The organism is Lactiplantibacillus paraplantarum (assembly GCF_003641145.1).
GTDB lineage: Bacteria > Bacillota > Bacilli > Lactobacillales > Lactobacillaceae > Lactiplantibacillus > Lactiplantibacillus paraplantarum.
This window is the reverse complement of the sequence record NZ_CP032744.1, coordinates 355,114-370,005: the sequence shown is the minus strand read 5'-3', so window position 1 is coordinate 370,005 and position 14,892 is coordinate 355,114. Positions and strand designations below refer to the sequence as shown.

The window sequence follows — 14,892 nt, the reverse complement described above, 5'->3', positions numbered from 1 at the left end:
CTCCCCTCACCAATCATTAAGTATCAGTATTAGTTTATTATGGGCTAACAAATGTTATCGTATGCCAACTATCTATTAACGTACATAATCTTACGATAAATGTCCTCATCAGCCTTAACGGTTAAACATCAACTAGCTAACATTGGTATTTGACGTTAAGAGAACGTTTTTTTACTTTTATCATTTTTTCAACAATCTGGTAAAAAAATAAATTAAACTAAATTTGTTCCAAATAACATCATACAAGGGGGATTATTTATGCTACAGTTTGAGAAGTTACAATATTCCAGGTTGCCGCAAAAAAAGCTTGCCAAAATATCTGGTGGTTTTAATCGGGGCGGTTATAACTTTGGTAAAAGTGTTCGACATGTTGTTGATGCAATTGGTTCAGTTGCAGGCATTCGTGGTATTTTGAAAAGTATTCGTTAATTTTCTTGGGGGAGATCAACAATTATGAAAAAATTTCTAGTTTTGCGTGGCCGTGAATTAAACGCTATTTCAGGTGGCGTTTTCCATGCCTATAGCGCGCGTGGCGTTCGGAACAATTATAAAAGTGCTGTTGGGCCTGCCGATTGGGTCATTAGCGCTGTCCGAGGATTCATCCACGGATAGTTCAAGCCATCAAGTTTACTATAAGAAAGCACTCGATTTATGACTGGGCCTGCAGTGCTCAGCCTTTTTAGTTTATATGGGGGAATTTTAACTATGCCATTAATAAAAGTAATAATCACAGCCATTTACTACCTAATAGTGCTCTTTTTAATGAATCCTTTGACTGATATTATGGGAATAAAAGACGGACCCTTTCAATTCATATTAACTGAATCTATTATATTAATCGCGGTAATCATTCTGAATAGGCGATATGTTAAGCAACCTATCCACTGGCTACCCGTTAACATCATGTCAATATTAAGGAAGAATAGTCTGCCTTTGAGCCTAGCAATAATATTTCTACTTATTTTCTTTCGAAACCACATGTATCAATTTTTAATCTCATTATTACTTTCGTTGATTGTAGCGATAACTGAAGAATACGCTTTTCGTGGCATGATATTCAGAACGCTTTTAGCACTAAACCTTAAAAAATTTGCCACATTGCAGGCCACCATCGCTTCGATGCTGACTGCTTCGCTTATTTTTGCGGCTATGCATTTGGTCAACCTTTTATCACAGCCCGTATGGTCAGTATTTTGTCAAGTTCTCTATGTTATTGGGTTAGGTATTTTACTTGCAGCAATCTATTTAAAAACCGGAAGCTTACTGGCTGCCATTAGTGTCCATTGGTTGATAGATTTTTCTAGTTTCTATTCTCAAGGTATTGACCCAACTCAATCACCCATTAACGGGCCAATGGAAGCTCTTCTAAAGGGGCTCTTTCTAAACATTTTATTCATTGGCATTGCTACGTTTATCCTATCCTCTAAGCATTGGAAGTTATTGAGTATCCTAAATATTGAAGATAAAATAGACGAGTAATCATCCATTCTGAATTCCTATAAATTATTGTTTGCAGCACTACAATTTCAATTATCTCTGAAGTTTTGGGTTACGCTAAGAGCTAGTCATATTGATAACTAAATTTCACGTCTTAACGCCATGCTAATATACTTTACGATCGAGTACTGTGCTTACTTTTTAGTCATTTTAATACTCATAAGATCACTATTAGAGCCCTACTCCAACTATCTTCAGCGCCGTATTATATAATCAGTTTTCATATTCATAACAAAAGAGCTCTGTCAAATAACACTGACAGAAGCTCTAAATAATATTAAAAAACTAGTTGTCTCTCAACAATTTATTCAATTCCCGCGACTTTCTAAACGAGGCCTTACACTTAATTTCACCATCGAGCAATAACTCTTTTTCTTTATAGTCAAAACTTCGCAAATGATCTAAATTAACCAACGAACTCTTATCGCATCGGAAAAATTGCGGATACTTTTCTTCGAGCGCATTTAAGTTTCCTGGGAACTCAGCAACCTTATTAATAGCATGGAGCTGTACGCTGCCCGGTCGCAATTTCGATGTACTCAACAAAACCACATCATCTAATGCAAGTGAAAAATATCGCGTCCCCAACTTATAGTTAAAAACATCCTTACGTTGATTATTAGTCAATTTTAATTCATTCTGTACTACATTGATGTCTTTGATAATTCTTTGCGTAATTAGATCAGCAGACTGATCTTTCAAAATATAATCCAACGGTGCAATCCGCCGTTCCAGAGTAACAAACGATAGCTCATCGTGTGTTGTAATGAAAACTATTTTAGCCAATGGTATCGTTGCCCGAATTCGACTGGCTAATTCCAGTCCAGCTTGTTTGTCCTCACCAATTTCCATATCTAAAAAGAAAAGGCCATCTTGTTGTTGATTCAAATCTGCTAGAATTATTTTTTGATCATCCGTTGCAACTCTAAGCGCCATTGCAAACTCATTAATCATAATCGTATTATTGATGGTCTTACGATAATTATCTCTTTGCGCAGCATTATCCTCGTATAAATAAATTGGAAACAATCATTCTTCCTCCAAAATTGTCACAAATACAATTGTTTGCTTGCTTTTACCATGAAAAACAGTCTATCTAGAAACAAGATACTACGATTCATTTCCCTGGCTATAAAAAGATAAGTTTCCTATTTCTTTTTCAATATTTTGTTAAGCTCCCGAGACTTTCTATATGAAACACTGCACTTAATGTTGTCTATCATGGTAAGCTCTTTTTTTTGATAATCATAACTATCAATATAATCTACATTTACCAATGCACTTTTATCACACCTAAAAAATTGTGAGTATTTATTCTCAAAACTATTTAAATTGCCTGGGAAATCTGCCACTTTATTTTTGGCAGTCAGCCTAATACTACCCGGTCGTTCTTTATTAGTGCTCAGCATGATAACGTCATTAATAGGAACTGAAAAGAAACGCGTTCCGATTTTATAACCTAAAATATCCTTATGTTGCACAGTTTCTGTCTTGAGAATAGTTTGAGTTGCATCAATATCCTTAACTATCTTTTGCTTAATATCATCAAGGCCTTGTTCTTTCAAAATATAATCTAACGGTGCGATACGCCGCTCCAGTGTCAAAAAAGATAACTCTTCATGTGTTGTAATAAATACAATTTGTGCAAAAGGTAACTGCTGCCGAATTTCATCTGCTAAATTCAACCCGGCCTGAGTTTGTTCCCCAATTTCCATATCCAAGAAGAACAGCCCTTCTTTAGAATTCACAATATTATTCATTAACTCTTGTAAATCTCCTGTCGCCACTACTAACTGCATATCATATTCTTTAATCATGATTATATTCTTTATAATACTTATATACTCTACTCTTTGGGCCTCGTCATCTTCTAATAAATAAATTGGAAACACTTATTTATCCTCCGTAACAATTAACGTCATTGTGACATAATCTTTCTTGGTTTCAACATCCATATAAAAACCCTTCTGATGTTCAACAAGATCCCGTACATTAGTCAGACCCAAGCCACGATTACTACCCTTGGTTGAATAACCAGTTTCAAAAATCTGATGCTGATTAAAATCTGAATCGACAGGATTACTAATGGCAATTTCAGCGGTGTTATCAATTTCATTAAAAGCGACTGTCACTATTTTATCAGTCATTTTTTGGGCTTGCTCAATGGCATTATCCAACAAATTACCAACAATGCGTACAGCCACTGTAACACCATAACTGAGAATAAAGTCAGTGTTAGCTATTTCAATCGTCAACTTAACCCCACACTGTTTCGCATAAAAAAACTTCTGTACAACTAATCCGCGCAATATCTCATTCTTCAAATGCTGAACACTTGCAATGCTACCGTCATTTAGGCTTGCTCTGAATTCTCCGCTCTGGGTATAGTCGGTCAAATAATCCTTAATTTCACTTATATTATCTTGAGTATTTAAACTAGCAATTAGGTTCTTATAATCATGCTTAAATTTTCTTAATTCTAGATATTGATGCTCAACACTCTTAAGATAATCATTTAATTGCTTATTCTGCAATTTTTCAGCTGCTATCTTTTTTTGCCAAGTATATACTCTAATCGTTTCTAATGTTTGCCAACTAATAAGCCCAAGCATCAAAACAAATGTCAACAGTAAAGTTAGTTGAATTGTAGCTGTTACACCTTGAAAGTTGCTAATAAATAACAACATTTCTATTGATCCAAAGAAAGCTAACAATATAATGAATAGATGCCTATTTATTCTTTCGTCATCACTTATATCAAACGAGCCTGTGTATCGTCTCACCATTTTGTACACAAGATTGAACACCAAAAATCCGATAATATACATCACAATAATTTCAATACCAATGAATAAATCACCATACTCCGACAAGCCAGAAATTTTATCGGCATCTAAGTAGATATACAGAAATCCTCTACTTAAATAAGAAGCCAAAGCTAAAATTACTATCTGACTAGAAATCAGCATTAAGAATACATTTAGATGATAATAATTTATTTTTGGTTGGCACTTTTCCTTAATAATTGCCCCCAAAACCAAAATTAGCGATGTAGTGTCATCCAAAATAGCTCCTACTAAGGACAGCACTAGTAATAAAATCAACGAATAAATGATACTTTTAATACTCGTATTGTGGAAGATGAAGTTATATACCAAGGTAATGCCAAGATAAATAAAAAACGATTGAATAACGCTATCGAAGATACTAATTTCAATCAAGCTACTACCTCTAAAGTATTGTTTATTCGATCATTATCTAACTATTCTAAAATAATGATTGTTAGTTTACTTTATCAGCAAAATATCATTTTATAGTCTTCTTTTCAAGTGTTGTGACTTTTTAAAAATTGTCCCACCTTACGCCATCTATACGAAATATAACTTGAAAAACAGTTATTCAATAAATCAATTACCATCCCCATTTTTTAAACAGTTTCTTTACCTGTTTAATTGCAGTTGCCCCCATCTGCAAAGAATACGCACTACTCTTTCCACCTACTATTTTTTGCATTTCCTTATTACTAAGTTGCTTCATACCTTTAATTTGAATTTTCATAATAATCACCTCGCTTTTAGGATAAGGTGTTTTTGAGGTACGCTGGGATTATTTCTATTAACGTGCATTTTTTGAATTTAAACGTGAATCAACATAAAATTTCCACTATGATATCAATCAATATTTGATGAATGTCAAAGCCACTATTTTGAATAGCTCTTGATTACTTTGAACATACTTAGAGGATAAAATAACATTAACTTAAGCGCAGCGCTAAAGAATTCAAGATAAACTCCCATTAGTACTGCACTTAGATTAATGTTATTTTTCGTGAACAAGTTCAAATCATTTCCTCTAAGTAAATTTAAATAATGCCAAAAATACCGTTAATAATATTTATTTTCTCTTACTTGTAAAGGCTCTCAAAAATAAATAGATTGCAATTAATATCATTATCCACGGACTAACCGCGGTGTTGTACTTTAATAAAACATCTCCTACAAGACCAATCACAGCTAACATCCCTAGCCAAAAAGAATATGTTTTATAAAAATCGCGGTTCAGTTTCATATTGTTGGATTTCATTTTAGATCACTCCATTCTTAACAGCATAAATTCTCAATTTCATCATTAACTTAGTTTTATACGAAAAATGATTAGAGCTTGTAAATCAAAATACAATCAACTTAACAATTTATATTTATGAGTGCCTATAACAAACGTCAAATTCCGACAAAAAAAATTTATTATCTCTAGGCACAGGGTTAGCACAATTTTGATTTTCAAAGCAACAATTAACAAAACACATTAAAAAATCAAATTAGGGAAATGCAATTTCTCAATCACATCCCCCTAGCAGATTTATAAATCATTGAAAATAATCACGTCACATAATTAAGTAATAATTACTTTTTGTTGTAATGATTCATACCTTTCTTAAAGCCTTTCCAGATATCACTGGATTCGCCTATAAACCAACTCAAAATTCCTCCACCTTTACCACCACCGATTACAGTTGCCAATGTTTTATCGTTAATTACTTCAAATTTATTATTTGTCATAGTTTATCTCCCCTTAAAATAGTTTAATTGTTAATGGTTGAAGAGTGCATATGTCCCTTGGTGACTGTCTTACCATAATAATGGGTTGCACTTGCTAAAAAGCGCCCAAGATAGTATCCTACAAAAGATCCACCAGTGATTGCAGTCAGTTCATTTTCTTTTAGTTCTTTGAATTTTTTCATAATATAGCCCTCCATATTTTTATTCATAAATTGCATATCTACGCTAGGTAAGACGTATTCGACTTTTTAAATATAGACAATCTAATTTCATACTAATGCTCTAACTTGTACTTCCTATTGACGCCCATAGGAAACACCCAGTTAGTCATGTGCTAATCACCTTCCCAAATCATTTTAGTTTCCTAACATTCCAGAATTTCTATTCGCTCCCCACGCTTACAAATATACTACCTATTGGTAATTCCAGTGAATATTATCCTAAACGTATCTTTTTAAGAGATAACCGCACGTAACCCTTATCGAATCACACAAAATAGTTTCAGGACGCAGATAAATCCTGTGAAATAAAATCAGCTTTTCAAAATTTAATCTCCTGTAGCAACTCACTTGATTAATTACTACCTCAACAACCATGAAAAAGCGCCGTGGTCGCTAAACCACGGCGTCCAAGTGACAATTAACATCCGTCCAATTTATGTAATTAATTATCTTCTATGATCGGATACTTTGCGGTTATCTGACTGGCGTAATGAATGGTGTTCTTTAAAATAAACGATAAAATCATCATCACCACGAGGGATTATATTCCGACAACGACTAAGTAATTACTATTGCAACTGAATCCATTCAGCTTCGTCCCCACAACTTAGTTAGCACACTGAGCACCATCATGACCACAATAAATGGCAGCCCTTGTCAACTCCCATTTGAACGTCATGTTTTAGCCTGTACTGCCGAAAAATAATGGCCTAGAATTGTCAAGCAAAAATAGCACTAAAAAATTCAAGACAAACTCCAACTAATTCTGTACCTAGATTAATGTTGTTTTTATCAATGTTGTTTTTAGTGAATACATGAACAGTTAGTCTGAAAGGAATTATCGCTACTATAATTTTTTGGTTTTCAAAAAAGGGGTAATAAATGACAAATTTACAATTGAAGTACAACAAACAATTAATAAAAAGAACCACAGTCTGAGTCCATATCATCTTCTCACCTTAAATAATCGTCCACGAAAAACTTTGGAACGGAGTCGCCAGATATTCAATCTAAAAGTTACGTTAAGTCGAGTGAATAGTACGATAATAAATTTAAAAATGATTTTTTTAGAATTGTAGTGTATCTTAATAAATGTACTAAAAACATAGCTCATAGAACCATTTTAATTGCCGCAGTAAATGGCGCGGTATGGCTATGGATAAAACACTTAAGAATTTGGATACAGTAGACGCATTTGCATCTATTTCCAATAATAAATTGAATGGCGTTGTTGGAAGGCTCTTGGAAAAATTTCTGGTCTAGTTTCAAATTTTATGCTGGCGAAGCTGGCAGAGTCGTAAGAATGTCGTTGAATACGTGTTTGAATCGGTCGGTCGCACGCACGCACTATAACTGATGTCTCGGGGGATTATAATAGATGATAGAAATTGATTTCAAAAGAAAATATTACCCGCTAGTGTTAGTGCTCTTTGTGGCTGGTTATATAGGTGCGATCTTTCTTAATATTTATTTTGATTGGTTAGCAATGCTTACAGCTGGAATAATTAGTTTAGTAATGCTATATGGTTTTTCTAACTTAAAACTATTTTTTCAACCGTTACCCTCGCCAAAGTGGCGTATAGTGGTGAAGTATGTGCTTTTACTGTTTGTTCTGGAAGTCACTGCGATTGTGGTTATAGCTATTATTAATTCGCATGCTTTATTGTCATTTCACAATACAACATTGACAACTAGTTCAACTGGGCGAGATTATCCTTTAATTGAAAGAGTATGGATAGCCTTCACGCTACTAGTATCACTAGTTGGTGAGGAAGTCGGAATGGCCTCTATTTCACTTCCGTTGATTCGCTTATTATCACAAACCAAGCTCAAAAAATTTACGTGGCCGATTATCAATGTATTGGGGTGCATCGTATTTGTGTGTTTGCACCTTCCACATTATCATTTCAACTGGATTTATCCCTTAATCGTCGGTATTACGCGTTATCCAATAACTGCTTCATGGCGATCTGCCAATACTTTACGGAGCGGCATCTATGTCCATTGGATCTCAGACGCTGTTTTAATTATTGGTACATTAATTTAAATATAAAAGGTAAGGCACACGTTAATGCTCAATAAAACAATAAACATCATTAAGAAATACCCAGTGAGAAGCTTGCTGGTAGCGCTTGTTGTCGTTTTCGCAATCTATGTAATTAGTGATCCTTCAATCATTAGCTCATTTAATCAAGGGCTTAGTGATGGGGCTGCTGGGCGATAGCGGATTATAAATGATTATTCAAAGCTAGAAAGTAAAAATACGCGTGAATTTGTATGTTTTTCTGACAAACTGACAAATGAGATAATATGATTTTTCGATTTTTGCTTAAACGGCTCCACTGTGGCAATTACCACGGTGGAGCCGTTTTTCATAGTAATATCAAGAACCAGTAAATAATGAAGTAGCGCACTCTCGTAATACCGATTAGCGCGATAGATAGCGTTCTCAGTGCAATTATCGTCATTACGTGAGGTCATGCCGGCACCGACCAAATAATTACTATGACGATTGAACTCGTTTAGCTTCGAGTCCAGTCCACAACCCCACAACTTAGTTAACACACCTCATAGCAACGATTGCCAGCCCTCATTGAACATTATATTTACACCTACACCAACGAGGAATAATGCCCAGAATTGTCAAATGAAGTGCAGCACTAAAGAATTGAAGATAAACTCTCATTAGTGCTGCACTTAGGTTCATGTTATTTTTTATCGATGTTATTTTTAGCGAATGAATGAGTAGTTGGACTAAAAGAAATTACAGCTACTATAATTCCCAAATTTCCCAAAATGTTTTCTTCTAATAAATATGCAAGACAGAAAAATAAAAATGCTATATAGTACCATTTGTCATAGCTTTTAGGATATTTGGGCCTGGGCCTAGGTATGGCTAGCAATGCAAAGGCATATGCTAGCCATATCATGTCTTTATCTACCCGAAACATTAAAAGCACAAACAAAAGAGAAATTAAAAGGGCACAGCCTTTGAATAAGGTATTCTTCTTCAGGTTAATCACCCACCTTAACAACTTAATTTGACCACGGAAAAGGCTAATAGCTGATCATAACAACCATAAACTTTTTGTGTTTCCTGCCTCCATTCAAGATTTGATATGAATGAGACCCTCTAATTTAAAAAGAGCACTGATTCAATCAAATTATTTTTGAAAAACTCCTCCAAAAAACAGCACGTGGTATAACCTACCTCATTCGGATTTATATAAACCTATCTCCGGTTCAATATAATTGTGATGCCCCATAGTTAAATTAATTTCATTCAAAAGCTCTTTAGCATGATCATAATATTCTGCTTTAGTTAATAGTTTCAGCATAATATCTGGTATTAAATCGATCGCATTATATACTAGCCACTGATCATTATCCCGTCTAGCTTCTCGCAGCTTATTCGAATCCTCTTTGAGCTCGTCCAACATTTTCAGACAGGCCATTTCAATATTATTTAATTTATTTGCATTTTTCAAATACAAAAAATACGGATTGCTTGGATACATTTCAAACGCAGCTTCAGACACAGTAATTGCTTTGTTTACCTGGTACTCTTTCATCAAAAGCTTTATATAGTTAATTAACAGCATCTCATTAAAGGGTGATTTAAGCTTATTCTTTAAAATCATATCAGCAAAAACTATTATATGTTTTTTATACCACTCTTGATCACACTCCAATACCTGGTCTGGTGTTATTATCGCGTACCATTGAACATTATCCTGTTCAATTTCTATATTCTTTTTAAGTAACCGATAATAACGTTCTTTTTTTTGAAACTTTTTTACTTCTGCTTCTAAAGAACCATGATTAATAATTCTGAGTTGTGCCCTAATGCTTTTCAAGCTTTTAGTTGATCTCACTTCTTCGTGAACAAAGCCAAAAAAAGTTACAGTCTTTGTCTTCTTATATAAACGTGTGGGCCAATTAATATCTTGTTCCTTATCGAAATTTTGCTTAAACTTTATTGCAATATCTTTTTTTTCTGCAATATAAAAAGAAAGCATTGCTAGATCAAACTTCAATTGTCTTCTAGTTAAATATTGGGCTTTCTGAAGTTCTTCATCAGAATCAATTAATAAAACCCAGCCATCCGGTACATTATCATTCACATAGTTTCGCATATAGGCATAATTTTCATGCCACTGTATTTGTGTCAACACAATAGAACTATTATGGAAAGAACTGACCACATCCATAGTTTGATCTGTTGAACCTGTATCAAATATAAATATCTTATCGCAAAATGGTTGAATACTATTGATGGCAGTGGCTATTCTTTGTTCTTGATTTTTCACTAAAATTGCACCATTTACTTTAATTTGCAAGTAAATCGACAAAATCACTTGCCTTATTTTAGCATTAGCCAAATCTCGCTTTATACGTTCCTCTGAAATCCCTAAATCCATCAAATTAAAGACATTAACAAAATTGTTAAATCTGTAATCAGTAAATAACGTTTTATCATCCATTTTATTCCCTCAATTTTTAAATGTATATAAAAGCGAGTTTATACCTAACACTGATATAAACTCACTTAATATCACATTTTTAACTTACCAACCCAACTTACCAGTAACATCATTAAATTCAGACCCGAAAGCAGTTACAAGCTTTGCCCAACCCGGAACTTTTCTTTTCTTACCACCCTTTGTTTTTACCAAATCTTCTGTCTCTAAAGAAGTAAAAATCGCATCAATATTTTTAAAGTCTTTCATATTAGCGCCTCCTGCAATAATTAATAACAACTTATCCATTTCAAAACCATGGTGAATCTACTGCATTTTGTAACGTAAACGGTCCAAATTGAGTTTCTATTTTAAAATCCTTTAACTCTAATTTAGTTAATCTTCTAAAATTAGTTATAAATGTCTCCAAATCATTATTTGGATCATCACTAGTCGTTATTGTAACAACATAATGCCGCTTTAATGGATTGATCCAAAGTCCCAGACCGCTTAATTTACTTAAATCTAAAGCTGGTACCGATGGTTCAATCTGTATCTTATATTGACGTCTATACAAAACATTCGTTAACCCCATCCCCAACACCTCTCGTATTATATGAACTATTCAAAGTAATCTCTAAGAAAAAATTCAATTGTTTTAATATCTCTCATTACGTCGTCACAGAAATCAGTACTGACTTTTTTATTTCAGTCATCCCTTCAATAAACACCACTAAATCACAAGCTATCTTTACGCACATTGCAGAAAGCGCTTGCGTTTAAAAAAATTAATATTCTTATTTACTTTACCTTCAATATACCGCCTAACAAGCCAGTTGAACAATATTTTTATAAACGTTACATTTTTCAGTTTTATCGTAAGATGATTATCAAATTTACAAAAGAATCAGTTTTACTGATAGTTGCTATAAAAATTATTTACTACAATAATCCAATACGCCAATCGACTCCACAAATTATCCCGCCCAACTGAAAATCAAACAAGAAATCTAGCCCAACTTCCCAAATAACACTTCACGCGTCCCCCTAAAAAAACGCCGTAGTCCCAAACTACGGCGTCCAAGCGGTTCTTAACTTCCGCCCAATCTATGTGGTTAATGTTCTTCTATGATGCTATGTGTTGCGGTCACCTGACCGGCGCGATGAATGGCGTTCTTTAAGACGAACGGTGCAATCATCGTCACCACAATGATGACCAAAATAATATCCGAATAGTAATCGTTTGATAGTAAGTGCGCTGAAAACCCAATTTGTGCCGTTATCAATGCCATTTCACCACGCGAAATCATGCCGGCACCGACTAAGTAATTACTATGGTGACTGAACCCATTTAACTTCGCGCCCAGTCCACACCCCCACAACTTAGTTAACACACCGAGTACCGTCATGACCACGATGAACGGTAGCGATTGCCAGACCCCTTTGAACGTCATATTTAAACCCACACTGACGAAGAATAATGGAATAAACGTCGTGTAGCCCACTGGTTCAATACTAACGTCCACCACGTGTTGGTAATCAGTTTGTGCAATTGCAACTCCGGCGAAGAAAGCACCTATAGCACCACTCAAGCCCACTAGTTCTGCCAACCATGCCAACGCTAAACAAATAATAATCGCCATAATAGTTGGGCTGGCAGCCATCAACAGATGATCACTCAAGCGCATCAGATACGGGGCAACCCACTTAATCACGATGAAGACCCCTATGAAGAAGCCAACCTGTTCCAAGAGCACGATACCGAGATTAGTCTGGGCAACGCCGCTCTGACCACCCATCATCGCAATCATGACACTCAACAGAATCACCCCGATAATGTCATCAGCGACCGCTGCCCCTAGAATCGTGGCCCCTTCCTTAGTATCCAATACTTTAAATTCTTTTAGTACCTCCACGGAAATCGAAACCGACGTGGCTGAAAAGATGACACCGATAAACAGTGATTCAAACCAACTGAACTGAAAGAAGCGACTCGTAAGTCCCATAATGATGACCGGAAAAATCACCCCGATAATAGCCACGATAATGGCGGGACGCAAATACTTACGTAAAAGTGCTAAGTTGCTTTCCAGTCCACCGATGAACATCAGTACCACGACCCCAATATCTGAGAACGTTTGAACTAAAGTCGTTAAATGGACCCAGTTAAGTAGCGCCGGCCCTAATATCACCCCGACCAGAATCTCACCAATCACGGCAGGAATCCCCGCACGGTGAGCAAAGTGCCCAGCGAGGGTTGTCGCCAAAATCAACAAACAAAGTATTCCCAAAAAATCCATGTGCTCACCCATCCATCAAAAGTCTTACCATCTATCATACACCTTTAGTCCTGGCTCATCTTGTAAGCATGGGCGTTCTGGAAGCGGCGCGCATAGTGCCAGCCCAAGCCGATCAGTAGACCAATAATGGCGGGAAGTGCCCAATCAAATCCTAGTTTAGCTAATGGTAAGTACCGTTGATCCCATGCAAGAATCGTTTGAACCCATCCTAACCGAGTAATCAGTGCTGGTGCAGCACCTAGACCATCAATGAACGCTGGAATCAAAGTTAACGCCGTCGTCCATCGATAAACGAGCGGATCACGCTGAAATAGCGGTGAGGCAATTGCTAAGATAATCAGTGTAATCGCCAACGGATACAGGAACATCAGCATCGGCGTCGACCATGCAATAATTTGATCCAACCCAATATTAGCGATGAGAAATGAGGCCCCACAGGCCAAGCGGTTCCAAGCGCGATAACTGATTTTGGGAAATTTAGCGTGCAAGGCTTCCGCAAACGACGTCGCCAAACCCACTGCCGTTGTCAGACACGTCAAGGTCGCCATAATTGCTAAAATAATCGCTCCTGGTATACCCATAAAAGCATTAGCAATCTGACCAAAAGCAATGCCACCATCCGCAGATAACTTAAATTGCGATAACGACGTCGCGCCAATCCAGATCAGACCAAGATAAATGACTGCTTCTAAACTAATACTCAACAAGCTGGACTTGGCGGCCGTCTTAGCAATCGCTCCGGCATCCCGTTGACCAAGGCCCCGAATCGTGGTGACAACTGCAATCCCAAACAACAAGGCGGCTAACGCGTCCATCGTATTATACCCTTGCAAAAAGCCGTTCAAGAACGCCCCGTGTTGGTAGGCCGCGGTCGGCGTCGCATTCGTGGTCCCCAGTGGTCGACTAAAGGCCATGCCAAAAATCAAAGCGAGCAAAATCAGAAAAGCTGGGTTTAACAATTTACCGATCGTATCAACGATTCGGGTGGGCTTACGTGCAGCCCAGTAGGTAATACTGAAGAAAATCAACGAGTAAGCTAGCAGATACCATGGTGCCTGCGCCGCACTCACATGGCTAGCGATGCCAATTTGAAACGGCGTGGTGGCTGTCCGTGGCGTTGCGAACAAGGGTCCCAAAGTTGCGCAAGTCAGTACCATAAAAATTGTTGCGTAGCGCTTGCCAATTGGCCGTGCTAACTCATAAATCCCACTACTGCGTGTCACACTAATGGCGATAATTCCCAACAATGGTAACAACGTCCCCGTCAGCAAGAATCCCCAACCGGCTGTCAACCAATTGGCCCCCGCCAGCTGCCCTAAGTGAATTGGGAAAATTAAGTTACCGGCCCCAAAAAACATTCCAAAGAGCATTGAGCCAATAATGATATAATGTTTGATTGTTAATTTTCGCGTTGTTTGCATATTTATCATTCCTCCGTTAAGCGTCGTTCTTATCAACCAGTTTGAACAATCACCCGCAGGAACACTCGATACAAACCACCATCACTACTTGTTAAGCGCATTGTCCCCATCCTCTCAACTGCCATGAGATTAAAAAAGCGTCCTTACAAAATCATCAATTGATTTTGTAAGGACGCTAACGCGTGGTACCACCTTAATTCGTCACGAACCGCAGCTCGTCACCTTTACGCGTACGGCCAATTATCAACACCGATGACGAGTTTCCCCGAACAGTAATCGCTAACTGACGATACGTTGGCCCGTTAATGGGGGCACCCAGCTAACACTCCAACCCGTCGCATTAGCAGTTCTCAGGCTACTTTCCAGCCAAGTTCACCACCGCTTCACACCATCCAGCGGCTCGCTTAAGATTACCCTGACTTTACTCTCCTGAT

The 14,892-nt window shown here is 36.8% G+C and carries 15 protein-coding genes and 1 other annotated feature (1 of these 16 only partly in view); of the genes, 4 read left to right on the top strand and 11 right to left on the bottom strand.

Features of this window, described 5'->3' with window-relative positions:
• Positions 1-258: 258 nt before the first annotated feature.
• From plnE to LP667_RS16940, 3 genes are all read left to right on the top strand, one after another.
• The gene (plnE, locus tag LP667_RS01755) at positions 259-429 is read left to right on the top strand and encodes a two-peptide bacteriocin plantaricin EF subunit PlnE (protein ID WP_003641985.1); all 171 of its coding nucleotides are present in this window, start codon (positions 259-261) and stop codon (positions 427-429) included.
• Between the two features lie 24 nt (positions 430-453).
• On the top strand, positions 454-612 hold the full coding sequence (plnF, locus tag LP667_RS01750; RefSeq protein WP_033609517.1) for a two-peptide bacteriocin plantaricin EF subunit PlnF: 159 nt from the start codon (positions 454-456) through the stop codon (positions 610-612).
• A 366-nt stretch (positions 613-978) separates the two neighbouring features.
• The gene (locus LP667_RS16940; protein WP_244282796.1) at positions 979-1,479 is read left to right on the top strand and encodes a CPBP family intramembrane glutamic endopeptidase; all 501 of its coding nucleotides are present in this window, start codon (positions 979-981) and stop codon (positions 1,477-1,479) included.
• 303 nt (positions 1,480-1,782) lie between these two features.
• Here the strand turns inward: LP667_RS16940 and LP667_RS01740 are convergent, their stop codons facing one another.
• From LP667_RS01740 to LP667_RS01710, 6 genes are all read right to left on the bottom strand, one after another.
• Positions 1,783-2,526 carry a response regulator transcription factor gene (locus tag LP667_RS01740; RefSeq protein WP_021731919.1) on the bottom strand — a complete coding sequence of 248 codons (744 nt, stop codon included), beginning with the start codon at positions 2,524-2,526 and terminating at the stop codon, positions 1,783-1,785.
• Between the two features lie 119 nt (positions 2,527-2,645).
• The gene (locus LP667_RS01735; RefSeq protein WP_021731920.1) at positions 2,646-3,389 is read right to left on the bottom strand and encodes a LytTR family transcriptional regulator DNA-binding domain-containing protein; all 744 of its coding nucleotides are present in this window, start codon (positions 3,387-3,389) and stop codon (positions 2,646-2,648) included.
• Positions 3,390-4,718, bottom strand: coding sequence for a sensor histidine kinase (locus LP667_RS01730; RefSeq protein ID WP_033609518.1), 1,329 nt, complete (start codon positions 4,716-4,718; stop codon positions 3,390-3,392).
• A gap of 190 nt (positions 4,719-4,908) precedes the next feature.
• On the bottom strand, positions 4,909-5,055 hold the full coding sequence (locus LP667_RS01725) for a bacteriocin (RefSeq protein WP_003641979.1): 147 nt from the start codon (positions 5,053-5,055) through the stop codon (positions 4,909-4,911).
• 845 nt (positions 5,056-5,900) lie between these two features.
• A complete protein-coding gene (locus tag LP667_RS01715; protein WP_021731922.1) occupies positions 5,901-6,056 on the bottom strand; it encodes a bacteriocin in 156 nt (51 codons plus the stop codon).
• A gap of 23 nt (positions 6,057-6,079) precedes the next feature.
• On the bottom strand, positions 6,080-6,238 hold the full coding sequence (locus LP667_RS01710) for a bacteriocin (protein WP_021731923.1): 159 nt from the start codon (positions 6,236-6,238) through the stop codon (positions 6,080-6,082).
• A 1,417-nt stretch (positions 6,239-7,655) separates the two neighbouring features.
• Between LP667_RS01710 and LP667_RS01695 the strand changes: the two genes are divergently transcribed.
• Positions 7,656-8,324: a hypothetical protein gene (locus LP667_RS01695; protein ID WP_021731924.1), complete on the top strand. Its 669-nt coding sequence runs from the start codon at positions 7,656-7,658 to the stop codon at positions 8,322-8,324.
• A gap of 1,165 nt (positions 8,325-9,489) precedes the next feature.
• On the opposite strand, the gene LP667_RS01675 is transcribed toward LP667_RS01695, so the two are convergent.
• The 5 genes from LP667_RS01675 to brnQ form a co-directional block, all read right to left on the bottom strand.
• Positions 9,490-10,761 carry a glycosyltransferase gene (locus tag LP667_RS01675; protein WP_021731925.1) on the bottom strand — a complete coding sequence of 424 codons (1,272 nt, stop codon included), beginning with the start codon at positions 10,759-10,761 and terminating at the stop codon, positions 9,490-9,492.
• 84 nt (positions 10,762-10,845) lie between these two features.
• Positions 10,846-11,007, bottom strand: a complete 162-nt coding sequence (locus LP667_RS16665; RefSeq protein ID WP_021731926.1) for a hypothetical protein — start codon at positions 11,005-11,007, stop codon at positions 10,846-10,848.
• A 40-nt stretch (positions 11,008-11,047) separates the two neighbouring features.
• Positions 11,048-11,332 (bottom strand): hypothetical protein, encoded by a 285-nt coding sequence (locus LP667_RS01670; RefSeq protein WP_021731927.1) that lies wholly within the window; start codon positions 11,330-11,332, stop codon positions 11,048-11,050.
• Positions 11,333-11,852: 520 nt separating this feature from the next.
• Positions 11,853-13,037: a cation:proton antiporter gene (locus tag LP667_RS01665; protein WP_021731928.1), complete on the bottom strand. Its 1,185-nt coding sequence runs from the start codon at positions 13,035-13,037 to the stop codon at positions 11,853-11,855.
• Between the two features lie 44 nt (positions 13,038-13,081).
• Positions 13,082-14,458, bottom strand: a complete 1,377-nt coding sequence (gene brnQ, locus LP667_RS01660; protein WP_021731929.1) for a branched-chain amino acid transport system II carrier protein — start codon at positions 14,456-14,458, stop codon at positions 13,082-13,084.
• A 165-nt stretch (positions 14,459-14,623) separates the two neighbouring features.
• Positions 14,624-14,892, bottom strand: a binding site (T-box leader) (it continues 12 nt past the right edge of the window).